Here is a 23053-nt window from a genome sequence, read left to right on the forward strand (position 1 = left end):
GTAAAAAAATGCTGGATATTTGTAATAAAACTCAACGCACTATGGCCGACGCCCCTGATTCGTCTGTCAAGCGTCAGCTTCATTAGAATACATTAACATCCGCCAGATGGAATCGATTTATTGACCTTCCGCCTGATGGAATCGAAGTGTTGCGCAAAGAACACTGACCAAAACGTCTGGCGTTTCATAGTCGTCATATGACGGCAATGCTTCGATCGGATAGCCGGAATATTAGGGTTTGCGAATATTAGGTTCTGGCGGCAGGCGCATTGATTCCGCTGCGATCGGAACCTGACCATGGCATCGCCGGACAAACGCCCTATATCAAGGAGATGTCTCTTTTTGGCGCGGGAATGAACGCAATGTCGCAGCCTCGTATTTCAACGATTTTCATGTCGGCAATGCTGACAACGGGGATGTTGTCGGGCGCGGCCTCGTCCGCCGCGGCGCAGACCGTCAACTCCGCCAACCGCAACACGCTGATCCAGCAAAACGAATTGCAGATATTGGAAAACAGGCTGCGGCGGCAGCAATTTCAGCAGCAGCAACAGCAGTTCCGCGCCCAGGATCGCCAGATCGCGCCGCAGCAGCGGCCGGTGGTGCCGCAAATGAAGCCGACGTGCCAGTTGCAGCCCTCGGGCAGCAGTTTTGTCAGCACGTGTCGCTGACAGACCGGCGTTTTCCATTTATTTAGCCGACTTATGGGCTTGAAAGTGCCGTCTGGTGTGACGAACCTGAATTCGTTTCACCGGGACGCTGGCTCGACTGGGGTTTCGCAAATGGCAATCGCCAAGAAGAAGGCCGTACGCAAGGCAAGGAGAGGCGAGAGGATCCGCCAGGTCGCGGCTATTCCCTTTCGGCTGAACGGACACGGCAATGTCGAGGTAATGCTGGTCACTTCGCGCGCGACCAGGCGCTTCATCGTGCCCAAGGGTTGGCCGATGAAGGGCAAGAGCGGACGCAAGGCAGCCACCATCGAGGCGCGGGAAGAAGCCGGGGTCGTCGGCAAGACGCTCAGGGAACCGGCCGGCACCTATTCCTATTGGAAGCGGCTTGAGAACCGCTTCGTGCGCGTCGACGTCATCGTCTATTTGCTGGCGGTGACGGAGGAACTCGCCAACTGGCAGGAAGCGGAAATCCGGCAACGGGCCTGGCTGGCGCCGGAAGACGCAGCGATGCTGATCGACGAACCGGACCTTTCCACGCTGTTGAGGAATTTGCGGCTCCCCGAGCAGGAACCGGCCAATCCGGCCTGAGACGACGCTCACTCACCGCCCTTGTCGCCCTCGGGAAAGTGCCGCGGCGGCGTGCCGGTATAGGCCCACAGCCATTCGCGCGGCAGCGGCCCCTTGTTGCGGTCGCTCTGCTGCGACTGTTCCCACGCATGCGCCAGGATGCCGACAGAGCGCGACAACACGAAAAGCCCGCGTGTCAGCGGCGGCGGAAAACCGAGTTCGCCATAGATGACGGCGGTGGCACCATCGATGTTGAGCGGGATTTTCTTGCCCTTGCGCAACGCGACTTCGGCCTCGACAGCCTCGGCGATGTCGGCAAAGCGCCCGCTGACGACATCGCGAGCGGCAAAATCGCGGGTCACTGCAAGCAAGCGCGGCGCGCGCGGATCGACCGGATGGAAGCGATGGCCAAACCCCGGCACGTAGCCCTTGTCCTCGGCGAAGAAACGGTCTAGCCGCGCCGAGACGGCATCGCCAAGCGTCGACCCTGCATCTTGCGCCACGGCGATGTCGCCGTAGAAGGCAAGCGCCTGTTCGCCGGCGCCGCCATGCACGTCGCCAAGCACATTGATGGCCGAGGCCATGGCGCTGTTGATGCCGACGCCGCAAGTGGCCGCCATGCGGGCAATGGCGATCGACGGCGCTTGCGGCCCATGGTCGACGGCCGCGCCGAGCGCGATGCCAAGCAAGGCAGCCTGCTCCTCACTGGGCAATTCGCCGCGCAGCATCAGCCAGATCATCGCCGGAAAGCTGACGCGGCCGATCAGATCCTGAATTTCATAGCCGCGCAGCCGGATCACGCCGGGGCGCATTTCGATGATGCCAGTCTGCCACCATTCCTCGCCGCGCTCGCGCCCGGTCTTTTTTTCCTCGCCGCTCATGCTCGCGCCCCATTCTTGGCCGGCGCCCTTGTCTTGGCACGCACCTTTCTCTTGATCCTCGGCGGCAGGCCGGAAAAGACCTCGTCCATGTGTTCGCCGAGCGCCGGCGGCGGCCTGACCGGCAACGGCGCCGCGCCATCGACCATGAAGCCGCCGCGCACCACGGTCAGCGGCCGGTCCATGCCAGACACGCCATCGAAACGGGTGGTCATGTCGCGCAGGGTCACTTGCTGCTCCTCGAGCACCTGCGGGATCGTCAGCACCCGGCCCGCCGGCACGCCCGCGCGATTGAGCTTCTCCTCCCAGGCGGCAGCCGGGGCGCTGGCCAGCGCGTCCTCGATCAGCTCCTTCAACACAGCGCGATTGCGTTTGCGCGTCTCGCGCTCGGCAAAGCGCGGGTCCGACACCAGCTCCGGCAGTCCGATCAGCCGGCACAGCGTGAGGAACTGCTCCTGCTTGTTGGCGGCGATGTTGAGCAGGCCGTCGCCGGTGCGAAACGCGCCGGAAGGTGCTGCCGTCATGTTCTCATTGCCCATCGGCTGCGGCTCGACATCGGCCGTCAGATAGTTGGAGACCGGCCAGCCCAGGGCGGAAAGCGTGCATTCGAGCATCGACACGTCGAGAAAGGCACCCTCGCCGCTTGTCTTCTGCCTCACCAGTGCGGCGGCAATGGCGAAGGCTCCGACCAGCCCGCCCAGCGTGTCGGCGACCGGATAGCCGACACGCAGCGGCGCGGTCTCCGGCGTGCCGGTGATGCTCATGATGCCGGAAAGCCCCTGGATGATCTGGTCGTAGGCCGGATTGTCGCGCATCGGCCCGGTCTGGCCAAAGCCCGATATTGCGCAATAGACGAGACTGGGCCGGACCTCTTTCAGCCTGGCATGGCCGAGGCCCAGCCGGTCCATCACCCCCGGCCGGAAGTTCTCGACCAGTGCGTCCGCCGTGGCGACCAGATCGAGGAAGCGCTCGCGATCGGCTTCCCCCTTGAGATCGAGCACCACCGATCGTTTGCCGGCGTTCTGCGCCAGGAACGAAGCGCCCATCCCGGCCTTGTTGAGCTCCGGCGAGGCGCCGAGCTGGCGCGCCAGGTCGCCGCTTTGCGGCGCTTCGACCTTGATCACGTCGGCTCCGAGCAGCGCCAGCTGATAGGCGCAGTAAGGGCCGGCCAGAACATTGGTCAGGTCGAGGACGCGGATGCCGGACAAAAGGTCGGTCATGATCTCACAAACAGGTCAGGCATCGCCCGGCACATGCTCCGGTCCACGCCGCCTGCGATGCTCTATGAAGGCCCAGATATGCGGCCCGGCCAGGCCGATGAAGGCGAGCGTCAGCAGCGTCAGCGACAGCTTGTGGGTATAGAACACCGACCAGTCGCCATTCGAGATGGTCATCGCCCGGCGGAACTGCGTCTCGGCGAGCGGCCCGAGGATCATGCCGATGATGACGGGCGCGGTCGGGAAATCGAAGCGCCGCATCAGGAATCCGGCGGCACCCAGGAGATAGAGAATGACAAGGTCGATCGGCGATTGTGAAATCCCGTAGGTGCCGACCGTGGCGAACACCAGGATGCCGGCATAGAGCTGCGGCGCCGGAATCTTGAGGAGCCGCACCCACAGCCCGATCAGCGGCAGATTGAGGATGACGAGGATGACGTTGGCGATGAACAGGCTGGCGATCAGGCCCCAGACGAGATTGGCCTGCGTCGTCAACAGCAGCGGCCCGGGATTGATGCCGTAGCTCTGAAAGGCCGACAGCATGATCGCCGCCGTCGCCGAAGTCGGCAGGCCGAGCGTCAGCATCGGCACCAGCACGCCGGCGGCCGAGGCATTGTTGGCGGCTTCGGGGCCAGCGACGCCTTCGATGGCGCCGACCGTGCCGAATTCCTCCTTGTGCTTCGACAGCTTCTTTTCGATCGCGTAGGACAGGAAGGTCGGGATTTCGGCGCCGCCGGCCGGCATGGCGCCGATCGGGAAACCGATCGCGGCACCGCGCAGCCATGGCTTCCATGAGCGCGACCATTCGGCCGCGGTCATGTAGAGCGAGCCCTTCAGCGGCACGATCTCGTCCTTGCCGGCATAGCGGCGCGAGGCCATGTAGAGCGTCTCGCCGACAGCGAACAGGCCGACCGCAACGATGATGACATCGACGCCGTCGAGCAGTTCGTTCATGCCGAAGGTGAAGCGCGGTTGGCCCGTTTGCAGGTCGACGCCGATCATGCCGATGACGAAGCCGACGAACAGGCTGGTGAGACCGCGCACCGAGGACGAGCCGAGCACGGCTGAAACCGTGATGAAGGCCAGCACCATCAGCGAGAAATATTCGGCCGGACCGAAGGACAGTGCGAACTTGACGACGATCGGCGCCAGGAAGGCGACGCCCAGTGTGCCGATGGTGCCGGCGACGAAGGAGCCGATCGCCGAGGTGGCCAGCGCTGCGCCGCCACGGCCGGAGCGGGCCATCCTGTTGCCCTCCAGCGCGGTGACGATGGTGGCGCTTTCACCCGGCGTATTGAGCAGAATCGAGGTCGTCGAGCCGCCATACATGGCGCCGTAGTAGATGCCGGCGAACAGAATGAAGGAGGCTTCCGGCGCCACCTGATAGGTGATCGGCAAAAGCAGGGCTATGGTCAGTGCCGGTCCGAGGCCGGGCAGCACGCCGATTGCGGTGCCGAGCGTGGTGCCGAGGAGGCACCACATGAGATTGACCGGAGTGAAAGCGACCGAAAATCCGTTTGCGAGATGGCCGAGCGTCTCCATGGTCAGGCCCTCAACATGCTGATGATCGATTCGATGACCGTATTCAGCTGGTTCTCGATGAAGCCGGCGCCGATGTTGACGCCAAGTGCCCTGGCAAAGCCGAAATAGGCGGCAAGCGCCAGAATCAGGCCGGTCAGCGCGTCACGCAGCGTATGCCGGCTACCAAAGCCGTAGCAGATGAGAACGAACATGATCACGGAAGCGGCGGTGAAGCCGAGCGGCTGGATCAGCACGAGATTTGCAATCAAGCCAATGACGACGAAGCCCATTGCCTTCCAGTCGGTCGGCGTTTCCTTTTCTTCCTCCGGCTGCCAGCCTCCCCTCAGTGCGGCGACAATGAGCAGGAGGGAAAGGATCACCATGCCTGTCATGGTGATGTAGGGAAACACGGTCGGACCGACCTTGGAATAGAGAGGCGACACCGGGATCGCCAGGGTCTGCCAGGCGACGGCCGCGGCGCAGGCCAGAAGCCCGAAGCCGATCAGCAATTCGGGTACGGCAAGGCGCGGCGGCGGCGCCTGCTGGTCGCTGGTGCTCATGAATGTCCTCCCAGGATGGCCGGCATCCTCCAGCCGGCTTTCACCGCAGTCTCCCTCGCGATGGATCACATGTCCATGCGGTTGGCGAAATGTCGAAGGGGCGGCGCAAGCCGCCCCTTCCGGGAGATCAGGCGAGGCCGAGATCCCTGAGGATGGCACCGATGCGGGCAGTGTCCTCGGTGAGGAATTTGGCATAGTCGTCACCGGTGAGCAGGATTTGCGTCCAGTTGCGGTTCTTGCATTCCGTTGCCCACGCCTCGCTCTTGGCCATGGTCTCGACCAGCGTGACCAATGCCGCCTTGTCGGCGTCGGAAACGCCGGGCGGCGCGAAGACGCCACGCCAATTGAACAGTTCGACATCGATGCCGGCTTCCTTCAGCGTCGGGGCGTCGATGCCTTCCTGGGGCTTGTCGGCCGAGATGGCGAGCAGCCTGAGCGCTCCCGCCTTGACCTGCTCGGAGAACTCGCCAAAGCCCGAGATGCCGGCAGCGACCTGGTTGCCGAGCAGCGCCGACAGCGCCTCGCCGCCCCCGGCGAAAGGCACGTAGGACAGGTTGGTTGCCGGAACACCGGCCGTCTTGGCGATGAGGCCGAACAGGATGTGGTCCGAGCCGCCGGCCGAACCGCCGGCGACCGGCACCTTGGTTGGGTCGGCCTTGAGGGCCGCAATAAAATCGGCTGCTGTCTGGAACGGCGAGGCCGCCGGCACCACCAGCGCTTCGAACTCGCCCGTCAGCCGGGCGATCGGCGTGACCTCGGTGAGATTGTTGGCGGATTTGTTGGCGATGATGGCGCCAACCATGACCATCCCGGCAACCATCATCGAATTGCCCTTGCCATTCCATTGGTTTATGAACTGCGGCAGGCCGACCGTGCCGCCGGCGCCACCGACATTGGTGATTTGCGAACCGGAGATCAGCTTCTCACTGCGCAGCACCTGGTCCATCGTGCGCGCCGTCTGGTCCCAGCCGCCGCCGGGCGCCGCCGGCACGAAGATCTGGATCTGAGGCGCGTCCTGCGCAAAGGCGGGCGAGAGATGCAACGCCGCGAAACCGGCTGCGCCCGCCGCAGCGGTGCTCATTAAAAATCTGCGTCTGTTCAGCATGGGAGTCCTCCAAATCACGACACCTCCTCCGGTGCCTGCCAGAAACGTAGCCTGAATTCAGACCCGCTCGGAAAAATTCTTGCTGATTTTATTGCGTTCTGTCAACAGGAACGACGTTCTATTGGACAGAACACCCAGCATAAGGCATGATAGTTGCGTTGGGTCCCGACCGGAAGTGAAATGAGACCGTCGGACAGATGACGAAAGCTCGGTCCAAACCGGCTTCAACCGAAGGCGTTGCCGCGCTCGATCGCGCGATCGCCATTCTCAACGCCTTCGCGGCGGCCGACCGGTCGCTCAGCCTGGCCGAAATCGCGGCGCGCACCGGCCTCTACAAGAGCACGATCCTGCGGTTGGCGAGCTCGCTGCTGCGCGGGCAGTTGCTGGAGCGCCTCGACGATGGGCGATACCGCGTCGGCCCAGCAACCTTCCGACTCGGCACGCTCTACCAGCGCTCGGTGGTCGCAAGCGACGTCCTGCTGCCGATCATGCGCGACCTGGCCGACCGGAGCTGGGAAAGCGTCGCTTTCTATGTCCGCTCGGGCGATGTCCGCACCTGTCTCTATCGTGTCGAGTCCAAGCACCCCATTCGCTACACCATACGGGAAGGCGACGTGCTGCCTCTGCTGGCCGGCTCGGGCGGGCGTGTGCTGGCGGCATTTTCCGGCCAGCAGGGCGAGCCTTACGACACGATCCGCGAAACCTATCACTATCTGACGGTCGGCGACCGCGACCCCGAGACGGCGGGCGTATCGGCGCCCGTGTTCGGGCCGGGACGCGTCTTGCTCGGCGCCCTGACGCTGGCCGGCCCCAGCACGCGCGTCGACATGGCCTTTCTCCAGCGCATGAAACGGCCGCTCATCGAAGCCGCCGCCCGCGCCACCCGCGCGTTTGGCGAAGACGCCTCGATGCTCGACCAGGCGGCCCGCGAGGCCGGCGCGGAAGGCGTGGAAAGCCTCAACTCCCCTTGACCAGGATCACGTGATGGCGTGTGCTCAGGACCGCCTTTCCAGCAGGATCGTCGCGGCGTCATGATAGGTGGTTCGCAACACTTCTTAGCAGCTTGCTTGCACCGAACAAGAGCCGTGCAGGTCACCTTCCAGCGCTAAGCCGGCTCCAGGCAATGCCCGAGCAGAGGCCGACAGCCGGATCGTCGGCGCAAGCCCCGCTATGGGAATTTTGCCGAACGATGCTACCCTTCGCAGGGGGCTGATTCAGCGCATCGGCGCATCCGACGGAGGAGAAAGCGCATGGACGCCACCGATCTTGTGCTGGCCATCATCCACCATCTGCTGGTGTTTTCGCTGGCGGGCATCATCGGCGCCGAATTTGTCCTGATCCGCGGCGAATTGCCTGCTGCAACACTCCGACGCCTGGTCGGCATCGACCGCCACTACGGCATCATCGCCATGCTGATCATCATTGTCGGCATCGGCCGCGTCATTTACGGCCTCAAGGGCTGGGAGTTCTACGTCTACAACTGGGTGTTCTGGGCAAAGATGGTGGCCTTCGCCATCGTCGGCCTCTTATCGATCATCCCGACCGTCCGCTTCCTGTCCTGGAACAGGCAGGCAGTCGCCAATCCCTCCTTCGCCGTGCCGGCGGCTGAACTGGCCTCGGTGAAAACCTATGTTCGCGCCGAAGCCTTCGTCTTCCTGCTGATCCCGGTCTTCGCGGCGGCGATGGCGCGCGGCTACGGCTACTAGATCCATGACCCCGAACCGAAAATCCGCGCCTACGATAGTTGCGGATATCAGCAGTTTGCGGTTTGAGTCCGATTGCAATCTGCTAGCGTGCGCTAGTTGTTGTTTTATCCGCCGCCGGTGTTGAGAGGAACTCCGCGCAGCGGCTGGAAATGCATAACCTGGGAGGAAATCACGATGAGAAGATTTGTCGTCGCTCTGGCTGCCGCCGCAGCTGTCACGCTTTATCCCTTCGCCGCGGGCGCGCAGACCTATCCTGAACGCACCATCACCGTTGTGGTGCCGTTTTCGGCCGGCGGCCCGACCGATACGGTCACGCGGCTCGTCGCGGAAGCCATGTCGAAGGATCTCGGCCAACAGGTTATCGTGGAGAACGTCGGCGGCGCCGGCGGCACGCTGGGCGCGGGCCGCGTCGCCAACGCCGAGCCGGACGGCTACACGCTGCTCCTCCATCACATCGGCATGGCGACAAGTGCCACGCTCTACAGAAAGCTCGCCTACGATACGCTGAACGCCTTCGAATATGTCGGCCTCGTCACCGAGGTGCCGATGACCATCGTCGGCCGCAAGGATCTCGAGCCGACCGATCTGAAGGGTCTGGTCGACTACGCCAAGGCCAACAAGGACAGCATCACCGTCGCCAATGCCGGTATAGGGGCGGCCTCGCATCTGTGCGGCATGCTGTTCATGAGCGCCATCGGCACGCCGCTGGTCACCGTCCCCTACAAGGGCACTGGTCCCGCCATGACCGATCTTCTTGGCGGTCAGGTCGACATCATGTGCGACCAGACGACCAACACCACCAAGCAGATCCAGGGCGGCACGATCAAGGCCTACGCCGTCACCTCGCCGGAACGCCTCGATGTGCTGCCGGACGTGCCGACGACGACGGAAGGCGGCCTTCCCGAGGTGCAGGTTGGCATCTGGCACGCCATCTATGCACCGAAGGGCACGCCGGCCGAGATCACCGAGCGCCTGTCGAAATCGCTTCAGGTCGCGCTGAAGGACCAGAACGTCGCCGCCCGCTTCGCCGAACTCGGCACCAAGCCGTCGCCCGAGGCCGACGCGACGCCGGCTGCGCTGAAGGCCAAGCTGGAAAGCGAGATCGCGCGCTGGAAGCCGATCATCGAAGCCGCCGGCCAGTACGCCGACTGAGGTCTTGGAACGGGGCGCCACCAGCGCCCCGTTTTCGCTTCGGCCCCCGTTTTCGCACTGCCCGGTTTTTGCACGCACGCGGCGGGGGCCCGGGAGGAACGCCATGAAATCTTTCGCAATCGACAGGACCAACGGCCTGTGCGCCGTGTTGTTCATCCTGTTCGGCGCATTTTTCGCAGCTCAGTCGCTCGGCCTCGAAATCGGCACCGCCTTCCGCATGGGACCGGGCTATTTCCCGCTGGTCCTGGCGATCGTGCTGATCCTGCTTGGCGCCGTCATCCTCGTCCAGGCGGTGCGCTTCGAGAGCGAGCCGATCGGCCACATTGCGTGGCGCGGCATGCTGTTCATCCTTCCGGCTCCGATCTTCTTCGGCCTGACGGTGCGCGGCCTCGGCTTCATCCCGTCGATCTTCCTGACGGCGCTGATCGCATCGTTTGCCAGCGGCCGCATGAAGCCGCTGACCGCGCTCGTGCTGTCGGCCGGCCTGACGCTATTCGCGTTCCTCGTCTTCAGCTACGCGCTAGGGCTGCCGTTCCGGCGCTTCGGCCCGTGGCTGCCCCCGTGGCTGGCATTTTGAGGCGCTGAGATGGAACTCCTCGACAATCTCGCGCTCGGCTTTTCCACGGCCACGTCGCTGGCAAATCTCGGCTTCTGCCTGATCGGCGTCCTTCTCGGCACGCTGATCGGCGTCCTGCCCGGCATCGGCGCCACCGCGACCATTGCCATGCTGCTGCCGATCACCTTCCAGATCGGCGATCCGGTTTCCTCCCTCATCATGCTCGCCGGCATCTATTACGGCGCGCAATATGGCGGCTCGACCACCGCCATTCTCATCAACATGCCCGGCGAATCCTCGTCAGCCGTCACCGCCATCGACGGCTACCAGATGGCCAGGAACGGCCGCGCTGGGGCGGCGCTCGCGATCGCGGCGATAGGCTCGTTCTTTGCCGGCACGGTGTCGACCTTCCTCGTCGCCATCTTTGCCCCGCCACTGACGGCGATTGCGCTGAAATTCGGCGCGGCCGAGTATTTCTCGCTGATGATCGTCGGCCTCGTCTCGTCCGTGGCGCTCGCCCACGGCTCGATCGTCAAGGCGCTGGCGATGGTCGTGCTCGGCTTGCTGCTCGGCATTGTCGGCACCGACATCTACACCGGCACGCCGCGCTTCACCCTCGGTATCCGCGAATATGCCGACGGGCTGAATTTCGTCGCCGTGGCGGTCGGCGTCTTCGGCGTCGCCGAGATATTGCGCAACCTCGAAAACGAGCACGAGCGCTCCGTGCTGATCCGAAAAGTCTCAGGCCTTATGCCGACCCGCGACGACTTTCGGCGCATGGCGGCGCCCATCCTGCGCGGAACGATCATCGGTTCGGCGCTCGGCATCCTGCCGGGAGGCGGCGCGATCCTTGCAGCCTTTGCCTCCTACACGGTCGAAAAGCGCGTATCGAAAAACCCGGGGGAATTCGGCAAGGGCGCCATCGAAGGCGTCGCCGGGCCGGAATCGGCCAACAATGCCGGCGCGCAGACCTCCTTCATCCCGATGCTGACGCTCGGCATTCCGGCCAACCCGGTCATGGCGCTGATGATCGGCGCGATGATCATCCAGGGCATCGTGCCCGGCCCCAATGTCGCGACCGAACAGCCGGCGCTGTTCTGGGGCATTATCGCCTCGATGTGGATCGGCAATCTGATGCTGATCGTCTTGAACCTGCCGCTGATCGGGCTTTGGGTGAAGCTGCTGACGATCCCCTACTACGTACTCTTCCCGATCATCATGGCGTTCTGCTCGATCGGCGTTTACAGCGTCAACACCAACGTATACGACCTCTACGCCGTCGCCTTCTTCGGCTTCCTCGGCTACCTCCTGACCAAGCTGCGCTGCGAACCCGCGCCGCTGCTGCTCGGCTTCGTGCTCGGCCCGCTGCTCGAGGAAAACCTGCGCCGGGCCATGATCCTCGCACGCGGCGACCCGAGCACCTTCGTGACGAGACCGATCAGCGCCGGCCTGCTCCTCGTCGCGCTCGCCGTGCTCGTCATCGTCTTCCTGCCCGCGGTCAAGAAGAAGCGTGAAGAGGTGTTTGTGGAGGAGAGTTAGATTATCGAATTCCGGTGTGGTTGGATTCGGTCCTAGGCTTCGTCGATCGGTCCGAGCGGCGCGATCTCGACCAGCGGCGCCGGCACATTGGTCGTCTTTTCCTCGGCCTTGCAGATATCGGCGATGACGCAGGCCGGACAATCCGGCTTGCGCGCCTTGCAGACATAGCGCCCATGCAGGATCAGCCAGTGATGCGCGTGGCGCATGTACTCGTCCGGAATGATCCTCAACAGCCCCTGCTCGACCTGTTCCGGCGTCTTGCCGGGCGCCAGGCCCAGCCGGTTGCCGATGCGGAAAATGTGCGTGTCGACCGCCATCGTGTGCTGGCCGAAGGCCATGTTGAGCACGACATTGGCGGTCTTGCGCCCGACGCCCGGCAGCTCGACCAGTTGGTCGCGGTCGTCAGGCACCTCACCGCCATGGTCGCTGATCAGCGCTTGCGACAGCGCGATGACGTTCTTGGCCTTGTTTCGCCAGAGCCCGATGGTGCGGATATGGTCGCCGACCTTGGCCTCGCCCAGCGCCAGCATTTTTTGCGGCGTGTCGGCGACCTTGAACAGCGCCCGAGTCGCCTTGTTGACGCCGGCATCGGTGGCCTGCGCCGAAAGCACCACGGCGACCAAAAGCGTGAAAGCGTTGACATGTTCGAGCTCGCCTCTTGGCTCGGGCCGCTTCACCAAAAACCGCCGGAAAATCTCATGCACTTCGGCCGGACTGTAGCGGGACCGCACCGGCCGCGGCCGCGGCTTGGCGTTCGCGCCGTCGCGCCGGCCGGGTGGCAACTCATTTTTGACTGTCTGGGAATTTTTGGACTTGGGGCTCGCCATTCCCTTCCTATAATATCCCGGCATGAGCGACACAAACGCCTCTTTCCAGGCCGACGAGCCCTTCTTCCGCGCGCTCCTGACACCGCACCGCTCGCTCGGCCGCACCGGCTTTGCCATGCTGATGGGCGCGCTGCTGTTCGGCTGGCTGGTGACCGGCGCGTTTTTCCTGTCGCGCGGCGCCTGGCCGGTGTTCGGCTTCTTCGGCCTCGACGTGATTGCCGTCTACATCGCCTTCCGCGCCAATTATCGCGCCGCCCGCGCCCGCGAGGAAGTGTCGGTCTCGCGCACCAGCCTCGACATCCGCAAGACGGCTCCATCCGGCAAATCGGAAGCGCATCGTTTCAACCCGTTCTGGGCGCGTTTTTCGATCGCCCGCCATGCCGAGATCGGTATCACCAGAATGGCGGTGGAAGCACAGGGGCAGAACGTGCCGATCGGGTCTTTCCTGGATCCCATCTCCCGCGAGAGCTTTGCCACTGCCTTTTCAAGGGCGCTGGCAACCGCCAAGGCGCGCTGAACCAGCGCTTCAGAACCGAAATCGCAACAGCCTGCCGACCCTGCGAAGCGCCGGAATGTGGCTCCAGAGGCGAAAGATCAGCCCGGCGAACCAACTCACGCGGGCAGCGTGTTCGGGCTTGTAGGCCTGGTCTCCTCCACCAGCCGCAGGCCGGGCACCGCTTGCTCCAACACGCGCGGATCGTTGATGGCCCAGTGGAGCTCGGCCCCGGTGGCACGGAACGGCGGGCTGAGACGCACCAGCTTCAGACCCAGATCGCTGTAGGCGTCGCAGACAAGTTCGCCGCTGGCCAGATGCGACACGAGCCGCGAAAACAGTTTTGGACCCTCGTCGGCCGCAAGATATGGGGTCAGGCCCTCCGCCACGACCATCGCCGGACGATCGCCAGGCACCGCGTCCAGCCATCCCCGCTCGGTGACTGACGAAGCGACCAAATGGTAATGGTCGCGCGACGGATAGAGTTTGCGCCGGAGCTCGATCACCTCGGGGTAGGCGACGTCGAACCACTCCACGTCTTGTGGCGGATCGATGCGGAATACCCGCGTATCGAGCCGCAGCCGAGATGCAGCACGATGGCGTTCGGGTTCTTCGCCAGAAAGGCCGATGTCCAGTCGTCCAGCGTCTTCGCCCTGATCGCCAGGCTGACGTCGAGATTGTCGTCGACTTTCAGCCCGGAAAAATCATAGTCGATCCGGCGAACCGCCTCGTCCGCGAAATGGTCCTTCAGCAGCGAATTGGGAAGCCGGCTTTCCAGCGCCTTGCCATAGACGGTGATGAGCAACGTCTCCTTTTCCTTGGTAAGATGCACTTTTTCGCCGGCCATGATGGTCTCCTCGGATCGGAGCCAATCCTATCTGGGTATGTGCGGCAGGAAGGCAAGTTTCGGGTGGTGATCGGCGCCGTGAACGACGATATTCAGGGCCAAGGAGATAGACCCATGAACGCCCAGATGCCTCTCAAGACAACAGCGATCCTTCAGAAAGACATCACCCCCGAAGGCGGTGACTACGAAGTCGTTCGGCGTGCCATCGAGAAGATCAGCCTCGACTATCGCGACCAGCCGTCGCTCGAAATATTGGCCGAGGAAGTCGGCGAGACGCCGACCGGCCTGCAAAAGCTCTTCACCCGCTGGGCCGGCCTGTCGCCCAAGGCCTTTCTGCAGGCAGTCACACTCGACCATGCGCGCAAGCTGCTCGATTCAGGGATGCCGCTGCTCGAGACGTCTTTCGAGGTCGGCATGTCCGGCCCCGGCCGGTTGCACGATCTCTTCGTCACCCATGAGGCGATGTCGCCGGGCGACTACAAGACGCGCGGCGTGGGCCTCACCATCCGCTACGGCTACCACATCTCGCCCTTCGGCGTCGCCCTGATCATGGTCACCGACCGGGGCCTTGCCGGTCTCGCCTTCAACGATGCCGGCGACGAGCGCGCCGCCTTCGCCGACATGTCCGGCCGCTGGCCGAACGCCACCTATGTCGAGGACATGGCCGCCACCGCGCCCTATGCCGCGCGCATCTTCGATCCGGCGCTGTGGCGCGCCGACCAGCCGCTGCGCGTCGTCATGATCGGCACCGACTTCCAGGTCCGCGTCTGGGAAGCTCTGCTGCGCATCCCGATGGGCAAGGCCTGCACCTATTCCTCGATCGCCGCCCGCATCGGCGCACCGAGCGCGAGCCGGGCGGTGGGCGCCGCGGTCGGTGCCAATCCGATGTCCTTCGTGGTGCCGTGCCACCGGGCTCTCGGCAAGTCCGGCGCACTCACCGGCTATCATTGGGGCCTGACCCGCAAACGCGCCATCCTCGGCTGGGAAGCGGGACAGGTCGGATCTTGATATAGCGATTTTCTGCCGGACGGGGAGAAGGGGCTGACCGCAACCTCAACGCTGGCAGTTGGCGAAATCATCGGCGCAGGCCTGTTTCTCCCCGTCACTATACGGGGAGAAATGCCCGGCAGGGCAATGAAAGGCGGCGCCGACGCCCGGAGTTAGGCCAAGGGGCGAATTCAAACCTGTCGCGATGGCTTGCGTGGTCTGGCAAGCCGCGGCCTTACAGGATAGCTTCCCGCGCAATCAGCAGGAGGCACTTCTTGATCATCGTTGTCGGCTCGATCAATCTCGATCTTATCGCCAATGTCGACCGCTTGCCGGCACCCGGCGAGACGGTGCGCGGCTCCGGTTTCGCCACGGCACCCGGCGGCAAGGGCGCCAACCAGGCACTGGCCGCCGCGCGCGCCGGCGCCAAGGTGCGCATGGTCGGCGCCGTCGGCAAGGACAACTTCGCCACCGAAGCGCTGGCGCTGCTCAGGGATGGCAAGATCGACCTGTCAGGTGTCGGCGAAACCTTTGCCTCGACCGGCATAGCCGTGATCATGGTCGGCGACGACGGCGAGAACGTTATCGCGGTCGTGCCGGGCGCCAATGATTCGGTCCTGCCCGGCGACCTGTCCAAGGCTTTCCTGAGGAAAGGCGATGTCGTGCTCCTGCAGCAGGAGGTCCCGCTGCAGACCGTCGATGCCGCACTCGAAGCGGCACGGGCGGTGGGTGCGGTCACCGTGCTCAACACGGCGCCATTCCGCGGCGAGGCTGCCCCTTTCCTCGGCAAGGCCGACTATGTCGTGGCCAACGAAACCGAATTCGACCTTTACGGCGAGGCGCTGTCGTTGAGCGGCCGCGACCGACCGGCGCGGATGCGCGACTATGTCGGCAAAACCGGCCGCGCCATTGTCGTTACGCTCGGCGGCGACGGCGTGCTGGCCGCGACGCGCGAGGATTTCCTGACCGTACCGGCGATGAAAATCACCCCTGTCGACACGGTCGGCGCCGGCGACACGTTCTGCGGCTATTTCGCCGCCGGCCTGTCGTCGGGCCTGCCGCTCGAACAGGCGCTAGCCCGCGCCGCCATTGCCGGCTCGCTCGCCTGCCTGAAGTCCGGCGCCCAGCCGGCGATTCCGCTGGCCAGGGATGTCGATGCCGCCTCGCGGAAATCGGCCGGCTAGGGCGACATGACAAGCAACCGCCCTGCCACGAAACACGCCGTGCCGGCTGCCGGCGATATCTGCCGCCAGTCGGCGATAGAGCTTGCCGAAGCGATCAGGCAGCGCCGCCTGTCGGTGCGCGAGGTGGTGACGGCATTCCTCGACCGCATCGAGGCGGTCAACCCTGAGGTCAACGCCATCGTCTCGCTGCGCGACCGTGCCGGCATCCTGAATGAGGCCGACGGGGCCGACGCCCATCTGGCGCGAGGACGAGACGCTGGATCGCTGTTCGGCCTGCCGATCGCGATCAAGGATCTTGCTCTGACGAAAGGCCTCAGGACCACCTCCGGCTCGCCGATCTTCGCCGATTTCGTGCCTGAGGAGGACGACTTCTTTGTCGAGCGCGTCCGCAAGGCCGGCGCCATCATCATCGGCAAGACCAATGTTCCCGAGTTCGGGCTTGGCTCCAACACTTACAACAGCGTGTTCGGGCCGACGCTCAACGCCTTCGATCCGGCCTTGACCGCCGGCGGTTCGAGCGGCGGCGCGGCCGTCGCGCTGGCGCTCGACATGCTTCCCGTCGCCGACGGCAGCGACTTTGGCGGCTCGTTGCGCAACCCGGCCGCCTACAACAACGTCTACGGCTTCCGCCCGTCGCAGGGCCTTGTTCCGGCCGGGCCTGACCTCGATGTCTTCCACGCGCAGATGGGCGTCGAAGGGCCGATGGGCCGCAACGTGCGCGACATGGCGCTGCTGCTCGACGAACAGGCCGGCTACCATCCGCGCGCACCGCTCTCACATCACAAAGAGGGCTCTTTCCTGCAGGGACTGCAAACACCGGTGGCTGGCGGCCGCATCGCCTGGCTTGGTGATCTCGGCGACCATTTGCCGGTTGAGGCAGGCGTCCTGCCGCTTTGCGAGGCCGCTCTCGGCCGCTTCGCGGACGTATCCTTTCAGACCGAAGCGCTGCTGCCGGATGTCGACTTCGAGGCGCTGTGGCAGGCTTTTGTGACGCTGCGCCAGGCTGGCAGCGGTTGCGCGCTCAAGGCGCATTACGACGATCCCGTCAAACGCCGGCTTCTGAAGCCGGAAGTCGTGTGGGAAGTGGAGAACGCAATACGCCTCACGGCGCCGCAGGTCCACGCCGCCACGGTAAGGCGCTCGTCCTGGCATCGAACGCTGCTGTCGCTGTTCGAACGCTTCGACCTCATTGCCCTGCCGACCGCGCAGGTCTTCCCCTTCGAGGTCGTTAGCCATTGGCCTAGCCAGGTGGCGGGACGCGCCATGGACAGCTACCACCGCTGGATGCAGGTTTCCGCCTTCGCCACGCTCGGCGGTTGCCCGGCGGTCAATGTGCCCGCTGGCTTCGACGCCAGGGGCAGGCCGATGGGCATGCAATTGATCGGACGGCCGCGTGGCGACATGGCGGTGCTGAGGGCGGCGGCGGCCTATGAGGCGACGCTGCCATGGCAGGCCGGAGCCTCCTGAAGGCAATTCCGCTTCGTCGGCAACCTGTCGTGCCGGCTTGCACCGGCATCGTCGCCATGCATTGATCCTGGTCAGCCGCGTTTCAAGCGGCATTCTACCGAGGAAAACCCATGTCGCTGGAACTCTACGCCACCTATCTCGTCGCTTGCATTGTCATCATCTTGGTGCCCGGGCCGACGGTGACGCTGATCATCGCCAACAGCATCCGCCATGGCTCGCGCGTCGGTCTTGCCAATGTCGCCGGCACGCAGGCTGGTCTCGCCATCATGATTGCCATTGTCGGCATCGGCCTGACGTCGCTGATCGCGGGCATGGGCCACTGGTTCGAATGGGTCAGGCTGATCGGTGCCGCCTACCTGATCTGGATGGGCGTGCAGATGTTCCGCTCCAAAGGTACGCTGAATGCCGACGGGACGGCGAGAAAACCGCGCGGCGGCTTCTTCCTGCAGGGCTTGCTGGTGGCGTTGAGCAACCCGAAGACGCTGGTGTTCTTCGGCGCCTTCTTCCCTCAGTTCATTTCTCCCGAAGGCAACTCCGCGCTGCAGATCGTCGTCATGGGCCTCACCGCCATGATCTTCGCCGCCGTCTCGGATTCGACCTATGCGCTCGCCGCCGGCCGCGCCGGGCGTCTGCTGTCGGCCAGCCGGGTCAAGCTCCTGTCGCGGATCAGCGGCAGTTTCCTGGTTGGCGGCGGCCTGTGGCTGGCGTTTTCAAAGGCGAAGTGAGGCGCCTTTCCCTTCTCCCCTTGTGGGAGAAGGAAGAGGCCCTAAAGCCGCCCCAACCTTTCCACCAGCAGCGCAAAGAACGCATCGTGGTCGATGTCGCGCATCACCATGGCGTTCTTCGGCCGCTTGGTCACGCCCCACCAGTCGATCACGGTCATGCCCATGGTGAGCTCCGAGGCGGTTTCCACTGTGACGTTGCAGTTGCGGCCCTTGAACAATCCCGGCGTCAACAGATAGGCGATGACGCAAGGGTCGTGCAGCGGCCCGCCGTCGGTGCCGTATTTCTCCTCGTCGAAACGCTCGAAGAATTCCAGCATCTCGGCCGTGGCCGTACCGACCCTGGTGCCGAGCTTGCGGAAGGCCTGGGTGCGCTTGACGGTGGTCAGCGCCTTGTGGGTGGCGTCGAGCGGCATCATGACGATCGGAATGCCGGATTTGAACACGACATCGGCGGCTTGCGGGTCGACATAGATATTGAACTCGGCGGTCGGCGTGACATTGCCGCCTTCGAAGAAACCGCCGCCCATCAGCACGATCTCCTTGATACGCGGCGCGATCTTCGGCTCGCGGATCAGCGCCAGCGCGACGTTGGTGAGCGGCCCGAGCGCGCAAAGCGTGATGGTGCCGCTTTGTTCCTTCATCAGCGTCTCGACGATGAAATCGACCGCGTATTGATTCTGCAGCTTCATCTTTGGCTCGGGCAAATCAGGCCCGTTGAGACCGGTCTTGCCATGCACTTCCTCGGCGGTGACCAGTTCGCGCACCAGCGGCCGGATGGCGCCGGCATAGACCTTGATGTCGGGCCTGCCGGCCAGTTCGCAGATCTTGCGGGCATTCTTTTCGGTGAGCTTCAGCGGCACGTTGCCGGCGACTGCGGTGATGCCGACGATCTCCAGCTCGTTGCTGCCGAGCGCCAGCAATATGGCGACGGCATCATCCTGACCAGGATCCGTGTCGATGATGATCTTGCGGGGTTGGGGCATTTCAATTCCTTGTCCGGGGAGTCTTTTTGGGCGGGGTTTGTGGCGGCTTGAACTTGATGGCGGGGCGGACCATATCAAGACCATCGGGAAAAATGCCATCCGGGTTTTTCCGCTTTATGTCGCTCTCGAGAGGACACTGTAACATGAGCCGAATGACGCCCTTTTCCAGCCCGCTTCTCCTGGGTTTTGACGCCATGGAAAAAACCCTGGAGCGTCTGGCGAAGTCGGGCGACAGCTACCCTCCCTACAACATCGAGCGCCTCAGCGGCGCCGACGGCAAGACCGAAAGGTTGCGCATCACGCTCGCCGTCGCCGGTTTCGCCGAAAGCGATCTCGATGTCACCACGGAGGAAAACCAGTTGGTCGTGCGCGGCCGTCAGAACGACGACACCGAGCGCGAATTCCTTCATCGCGGCATCGCCGCGCGCCAGTTCCAGCGCTGTTTCGTGCTGGCCGACGGCATGCGGGTGATCGCGGCGGAGCTGAAGAACGGTCTTTTGTCGATCGATCTCGATCGGCCCGAGTCCGAACGGCTGGTACGGAAAATAAACATTTCGGTGAAAGACTGATCTTTACCGATGGCTCTCATGCGAGGCGGCCTTGAGCGGCGTCCTCGCGCCAAGGAGGCTTGAAATGACCAGAACTGACGAAAATTTCACCATGACCAGCGGTGAATTCGCCCATCTCGGCGAAGGCTCGGTTGCCTATCTCAGGAAAGTGTCGAGCGACGATTTGCGCGGCCGCTTCCCGGGCCTCGGTGAAATCGCGCCCGGCCTGGAATTGTGGGCGCTGTTCGCCGCCAACGGCCAGCCGATCCTGCTTTCGGACGCCCGCGACCGGGCGCTGGCAGGCGCCATGGAAAACGACCTGACCACCGTCGCCATTCACTAACAATATGGCGATTTGGGTTGCAAACGGAGAGGGCCGCTCAAGGCGGCCCTTCAACGGATCTAACCAAAAAGCTCAGGCCGCGTGCGAAGCCTGTGTATCCGACAAAAGCGCATGGATTGCGACGGCGTCGCGCGTGCCCCTGATCTTGGCCACCGTATCGGCGTCGCGCAGCACCCGGGCAATGCGCGACAGCGCCTTGAGGTGATCGGCGCCGGCGCCTTCGGGCGCGAGCAGCAGGAACACCAGATCGACCGGCTGGTCGTCCAGCGCCTCGAAATCGACCGGCGTCTCCAGCCGCGCGAAAACCCCGGCGATCCGCTTCACTCCGGCCAGCTTGCCGTGCGGAATGGCGATGCCATTGCCGACGCCGGTCGAGCCCAGCCGCTCGCGCTGCAGGATGGTGTCGAACACTTCCCGCTCCGCAATGCCGGAAATCGCCGCCGCTCTTTCGGACAAAAGCTGCAGAAGCTGCTTTTTGGAGTTCGCCTTCAACGCCGGCATGATCGCCGGAACGTTGATAAGATCGCTCAGATCCATGCTTGAAAATCCCTTGTTCGCCTGCCGTCGCCAGTCCTCGCCCCCCTCGCGCGACCGGCTCCTATCCCTGTGCGGCCTTGGCCGTCATCCCTGTGCGCCCTCGGTCGTCATCCCTGTGCGACTTTGGTCGTGGATGGGTCGATCCAGCCGATATTCCCGTCCGGCCGGCGATACACGATGTTGAGATGCTCGTTTCCGGCATTGCGGAAGACGAAGACCGGGCTCTCCTTGGTGTCGAGCTCGATGACGGCCGACGCCACCGACATCGTCTGCAGCGTCATGGTCGATTCGGCGACGATGGCCGGCGCGAAATTCTCCGCAATGTCCTCATCGTCGTCGGCAAGCGGCGCCATCACCGTATAGGCGATATCGGTCGGCTCGCCATTGGGACTGCCTGAATTGTGCGATTTAAGGCGCCGCTTGTAGCGCCTGAGGCGGGTTTCGAGCCGATCCGCCGCGGCCTCGAAAGCCAGCGTCGGATCCTGCGCATCGCCGGTCGCTTGCAGCGAAGCGCCGGAATCCAGCCGAATCATGCAGTCGGCCGAATAGCGCGATCCCGATTTGATGACGGTGACATGTCCTGAAAAGCCGCGGTCGAAATATTTGCCGATCGCCTCGCCGACACGGTCGTTGATGCGCGTACGGAACGCATCGCCGATATCCATGTGTTTTCCCGATACGCGCAGTTTCATCTGAAAACTGACCTTCCTTGCTCAGGCTTCAAACTGGCCAGAGTTTATACTCGTGGTCTGTGCGCACAAGCTTTGCGGCGTCACTTGCGCCGATTTTAAATCCGAACTTTCCGGTTGATCACAAGCCGCCTTCTTGGCCGTCCCGTGGCCTACGTCGTGACGGACCATTCGCTTGCGGGCATCAAGCCCGCCTCATGCGGGCGGGCTTCTAGCCACTTCATTGCAGCTTGTCAATGAAGCGCGAAGACTGTGGAAATCCGGCTGTGATGCAGCGCCTCTAACGCCCGGCGCTGGCCAGCGCGCGTTTTTCGCGCCGCCGTTGCACCGATGAGGGAATATTCATGCCTTCCCGGTACTTGGCGACGGTGCGCCTGGCGATATCGACGCCGCTTTCCCGCAACATGTCCACAATCGCATCGTCGGAAAGCACGTCGACGGGTTTCTCCTCGTCGATCAGCTGCTTGATGCGATCGCGCACCGCTTCCGACGAATGCGCATCGCCGCCGCCCGACGACGCGATCGAGGCGGTGAAGAAATAGCGCAGTTCGAAGACGCCACGCGGCGTCAGCATGTATTTGTTCGCCGTGACCCGGCTGACGGTCGATTCGTGCATGCCGATGGCGTCGGCCACCGTGCGCAGATTGAGCGGCTTCAGATGACGCACGCCATGCACGAGGAAAGCGTCCTGCTGGCGCACGATCTCGGAAGCGACCTTGAGGATGGTCTTTGCCCGCTGATCGAGGCTGCGCGTCAGCCAATTGGCATTCTGCAGGCATTCCGCCAGGAAATCTTTTTCCGTCTGGTTTTTGGCATGCGGCGAAACCTGCGCGAAATAGATGTGGTCGACCAGCACGCGCGGCAGCGTCTCGGCATTGAGCTCGACCGTCCAGCTCCCGTCATTGGCCGCCCGCACCTCGACATCGGCGACGATTGCGTCGCTGGCGCCGCCCGAAAACGCCATCCCCGGACGCGGATCGAGTGCCCGGATCTCGGCCAGCATGTCGAGCAGATCCTCCTCGTCGACCCCGCAGATCCGCTTCAGCGTCTGGAAATCGCGCCGCGCCAGGAGTTCGAGATTGGCGATCAGGGCCTTCATTGCAGGATCGAGCCGATCGCGAACGGCAAGCTGCAGCGCCAGGCACTCGGCAAGGTCGCGCGCGAAGATACCGGCTGGTTCGAAACCCTGGCAGACCGCCAGCACCTTCGCCACCGCGGCTTCGTTCGTGCCGAGGCGGGCGGCGATCTCGGCCATGTCGGCGCGCATGTAGCCGGCCTCGTCGAGGCCATCGGCAAGTTCGCCGCCGATCAGGCGTGCCGCCGGATCGGCGAAGGCCAACGCGACCTGTTCGGCGACATGATCGCGCAGCGTAATGGCGGCGGCGGCGATATCGGCCGCATCGAAGCCTTCGGACGACGAGGAACCGGAACCGTTCCCGGAAGCTGATTTCCACTGCGCCGTCAGGTCGGGACCAAGCCGTTCGCTCGTGCCGGGATCGTCGGGGAACAGATTTTCCAGCGAGGTATCGAGCTTTTCCGAGATCGCCTCGGCGCTCCATGCCGTTTCTGTTTCGAACCAGTCGCCGGCCGCTTCCGGAGCGGCGTCGATCTTCTGCGCCTGGTCGCTCGCGGCATCGTCCTGTGGCTCGGCACGTTCGAGCAGGGGGTTGCGCTCGATCTCGTCGTCGATGAAGCGTTCGAGCTCGAGGTGGGTGAACTGCAGCAGCCGGATCGACTGCATGAGCTGCGGCGTCATCACCAGCGACTGGGACTGTCGTAGCTGTAGTTTTGCCGCCAATGCCATGGTTCGGTCTCAAACGCCCTTACTACGCATTCGGATTCTACGCATCCGGAATTTACGCGTCCGGACTGTCGGAAAAGAATTTTCCCAGGCGGACATGAAACTGGCCCGGCTTTTGCTTGTCAAGGCGATGACGAGCAAAACCGGCTTAGA

At 63.8% G+C, this 23053-nt stretch carries 26 protein-coding genes; 14 read left to right on the forward strand and 12 right to left on the reverse strand.

Annotation, left to right across the window (positions count from 1 at the left end; genetic code table 11):
• Window positions 1-269 precede the first annotated feature (269 nt).
• Together MESS4_RS29255 and MESS4_RS29260 are read left to right on the forward strand one after the other, a co-directional pair.
• Window positions 270-668, forward strand: a complete 399-nt coding sequence (locus MESS4_RS29255) for a hypothetical protein (RefSeq protein WP_244441238.1) — start codon at window positions 270-272, stop codon at window positions 666-668.
• A 111-nt stretch (window positions 669-779) separates the two neighbouring features.
• Window positions 780-1256, forward strand: a complete 477-nt coding sequence (locus MESS4_RS29260) for an NUDIX hydrolase (RefSeq protein ID WP_006339166.1) — start codon at window positions 780-782, stop codon at window positions 1254-1256.
• An 8-nt stretch (window positions 1257-1264) separates the two neighbouring features.
• Here the strand turns inward: MESS4_RS29260 and MESS4_RS29265 are convergent, their stop codons facing one another.
• The 5 genes from MESS4_RS29265 to MESS4_RS29285 form a co-directional block, all read right to left on the reverse strand.
• Entirely contained in the window at window positions 1265-2116 is an 852-nt protein-coding gene (locus tag MESS4_RS29265; RefSeq protein ID WP_006339167.1) for a citryl-CoA lyase, read from the reverse strand.
• Entirely contained in the window at window positions 2113-3333 is a 1221-nt protein-coding gene (locus MESS4_RS29270; protein ID WP_006339168.1) for a CoA transferase, read from the reverse strand. Before MESS4_RS29270 ends, MESS4_RS29265 begins: the two co-directional genes overlap by 4 nt.
• Window positions 3334-3348: 15 nt before the next feature.
• Window positions 3349-4872, reverse strand: a complete 1524-nt coding sequence (locus MESS4_RS29275; protein ID WP_006339169.1) for a tripartite tricarboxylate transporter permease — start codon at window positions 4870-4872, stop codon at window positions 3349-3351.
• A 2-nt stretch (window positions 4873-4874) separates the two neighbouring features.
• Window positions 4875-5411, reverse strand: coding sequence for a tripartite tricarboxylate transporter TctB family protein (locus tag MESS4_RS29280; protein WP_006339170.1), 537 nt, complete (start codon window positions 5409-5411; stop codon window positions 4875-4877).
• 127 nt (window positions 5412-5538) lie between these two features.
• Window positions 5539-6516 carry a tripartite tricarboxylate transporter substrate-binding protein gene (locus tag MESS4_RS29285; RefSeq protein ID WP_036242396.1) on the reverse strand — a complete coding sequence of 326 codons (978 nt, stop codon included), beginning with the start codon at window positions 6514-6516 and terminating at the stop codon, window positions 5539-5541.
• 197 nt (window positions 6517-6713) lie between these two features.
• Between MESS4_RS29285 and MESS4_RS29290 the strand changes: the two genes are divergently transcribed.
• The 5 genes from MESS4_RS29290 (at window position 6714) to MESS4_RS29310 (ending at window position 11469) form a co-directional block, all read left to right on the forward strand.
• Window positions 6714-7487, forward strand: a complete 774-nt coding sequence (locus tag MESS4_RS29290) for an IclR family transcriptional regulator (RefSeq protein ID WP_006339174.1) — start codon at window positions 6714-6716, stop codon at window positions 7485-7487.
• A gap of 279 nt (window positions 7488-7766) precedes the next feature.
• Window positions 7767-8222 (forward strand): DUF2214 family protein, encoded by a 456-nt coding sequence (locus tag MESS4_RS29295; protein ID WP_006339176.1) that lies wholly within the window; start codon window positions 7767-7769, stop codon window positions 8220-8222.
• A 174-nt stretch (window positions 8223-8396) separates the two neighbouring features.
• Window positions 8397-9374: a tripartite tricarboxylate transporter substrate-binding protein gene (locus MESS4_RS29300; RefSeq protein ID WP_006339177.1), complete on the forward strand. Its 978-nt coding sequence runs from the start codon at window positions 8397-8399 to the stop codon at window positions 9372-9374.
• Window positions 9375-9477: 103 nt separating this feature from the next.
• Entirely contained in the window at window positions 9478-9951 is a 474-nt protein-coding gene (locus tag MESS4_RS29305; protein WP_006339178.1) for a tripartite tricarboxylate transporter TctB family protein, read from the forward strand.
• 9 nt (window positions 9952-9960) lie between these two features.
• Window positions 9961-11469 (forward strand): tripartite tricarboxylate transporter permease, encoded by a 1509-nt coding sequence (locus MESS4_RS29310; protein ID WP_006339179.1) that lies wholly within the window; start codon window positions 9961-9963, stop codon window positions 11467-11469.
• Window positions 11470-11501: 32 nt separating this feature from the next.
• Here MESS4_RS29310 and nth read toward each other — a convergent pair whose 3' ends face one another.
• Window positions 11502-12296: an endonuclease III gene (nth, locus tag MESS4_RS29315; protein WP_006339180.1), complete on the reverse strand. Its 795-nt coding sequence runs from the start codon at window positions 12294-12296 to the stop codon at window positions 11502-11504.
• A gap of 22 nt (window positions 12297-12318) precedes the next feature.
• On the opposite strand from nth, the gene MESS4_RS29320 reads away from it, so the two are divergent.
• The gene (locus MESS4_RS29320; protein WP_006339182.1) at window positions 12319-12813 is read left to right on the forward strand and encodes a DUF2244 domain-containing protein; all 495 of its coding nucleotides are present in this window, start codon (window positions 12319-12321) and stop codon (window positions 12811-12813) included.
• A 95-nt stretch (window positions 12814-12908) separates the two neighbouring features.
• On the opposite strand, the gene MESS4_RS34865 is transcribed toward MESS4_RS29320, so the two are convergent.
• Both MESS4_RS34865 and MESS4_RS34870 read right to left on the reverse strand, forming a co-directional pair.
• Window positions 12909-13325 (reverse strand): class I SAM-dependent methyltransferase, encoded by a 417-nt coding sequence (locus tag MESS4_RS34865; RefSeq protein ID WP_006339184.1) that lies wholly within the window; start codon window positions 13323-13325, stop codon window positions 12909-12911.
• Window positions 13292-13636, reverse strand: coding sequence for a hypothetical protein (locus tag MESS4_RS34870; RefSeq protein WP_006339185.1), 345 nt, complete (start codon window positions 13634-13636; stop codon window positions 13292-13294). The genes MESS4_RS34865 and MESS4_RS34870 overlap by 34 nt, the downstream gene beginning before the upstream one ends.
• 114 nt (window positions 13637-13750) lie before the next feature.
• On the opposite strand from MESS4_RS34870, the gene MESS4_RS29330 reads away from it, so the two are divergent.
• The 4 genes from MESS4_RS29330 to MESS4_RS29345 all read left to right on the forward strand — a co-directional run bounded on the left by MESS4_RS29330 (window position 13751) and on the right by MESS4_RS29345 (window position 17999).
• Window positions 13751-14644: a methylated-DNA--[protein]-cysteine S-methyltransferase gene (locus MESS4_RS29330; RefSeq protein WP_006339186.1), complete on the forward strand. Its 894-nt coding sequence runs from the start codon at window positions 13751-13753 to the stop codon at window positions 14642-14644.
• 254 nt (window positions 14645-14898) lie between these two features.
• On the forward strand, window positions 14899-15807 hold the full coding sequence (locus MESS4_RS29335) for a ribokinase (protein ID WP_006339187.1): 909 nt from the start codon (window positions 14899-14901) through the stop codon (window positions 15805-15807).
• Window positions 15808-15813: 6 nt separating this feature from the next.
• Window positions 15814-17274, forward strand: coding sequence for an amidase (locus MESS4_RS29340; protein WP_006339188.1), 1461 nt, complete (start codon window positions 15814-15816; stop codon window positions 17272-17274).
• A gap of 110 nt (window positions 17275-17384) precedes the next feature.
• Entirely contained in the window at window positions 17385-17999 is a 615-nt protein-coding gene (locus MESS4_RS29345) for a LysE family translocator (protein WP_006339189.1), read from the forward strand.
• 41 nt (window positions 18000-18040) lie between these two features.
• Here the strand turns inward: MESS4_RS29345 and MESS4_RS29350 are convergent, their stop codons facing one another.
• The gene (locus MESS4_RS29350; RefSeq protein WP_006339190.1) at window positions 18041-18982 is read right to left on the reverse strand and encodes a nucleoside hydrolase; all 942 of its coding nucleotides are present in this window, start codon (window positions 18980-18982) and stop codon (window positions 18041-18043) included.
• 143 nt (window positions 18983-19125) lie between these two features.
• On the opposite strand from MESS4_RS29350, the gene MESS4_RS29355 reads away from it, so the two are divergent.
• Both MESS4_RS29355 and MESS4_RS29360 read left to right on the forward strand, forming a co-directional pair.
• Window positions 19126-19551 (forward strand): Hsp20 family protein, encoded by a 426-nt coding sequence (locus MESS4_RS29355; RefSeq protein ID WP_006339191.1) that lies wholly within the window; start codon window positions 19126-19128, stop codon window positions 19549-19551.
• 64 nt (window positions 19552-19615) lie between these two features.
• A complete protein-coding gene (locus MESS4_RS29360; RefSeq protein WP_006339192.1) occupies window positions 19616-19873 on the forward strand; it encodes a DUF1150 family protein in 258 nt (85 codons plus the stop codon).
• A gap of 72 nt (window positions 19874-19945) precedes the next feature.
• Here the strand turns inward: MESS4_RS29360 and ptsN are convergent, their stop codons facing one another.
• The 3 genes from ptsN to rpoN all read right to left on the reverse strand — a co-directional run bounded on the left by ptsN (window position 19946) and on the right by rpoN (window position 22903).
• The gene (gene ptsN / locus MESS4_RS29365; RefSeq protein ID WP_006339194.1) at window positions 19946-20410 is read right to left on the reverse strand and encodes a PTS IIA-like nitrogen regulatory protein PtsN; all 465 of its coding nucleotides are present in this window, start codon (window positions 20408-20410) and stop codon (window positions 19946-19948) included.
• A gap of 107 nt (window positions 20411-20517) precedes the next feature.
• Window positions 20518-21102: a ribosome-associated translation inhibitor RaiA gene (gene raiA / locus MESS4_RS29370; RefSeq protein WP_036242399.1), complete on the reverse strand. Its 585-nt coding sequence runs from the start codon at window positions 21100-21102 to the stop codon at window positions 20518-20520.
• 277 nt (window positions 21103-21379) lie between these two features.
• Window positions 21380-22903 carry an RNA polymerase factor sigma-54 gene (gene rpoN / locus MESS4_RS29375; protein ID WP_036242401.1) on the reverse strand — a complete coding sequence of 508 codons (1524 nt, stop codon included), beginning with the start codon at window positions 22901-22903 and terminating at the stop codon, window positions 21380-21382.
• Between the last annotated feature and the right edge of the window lie 150 nt (window positions 22904-23053).

Origin of the sequence: Mesorhizobium sp. STM 4661 (assembly GCF_000359125.1) — a bacterium.
GTDB lineage: Bacteria > Pseudomonadota > Alphaproteobacteria > Rhizobiales > Rhizobiaceae > Mesorhizobium.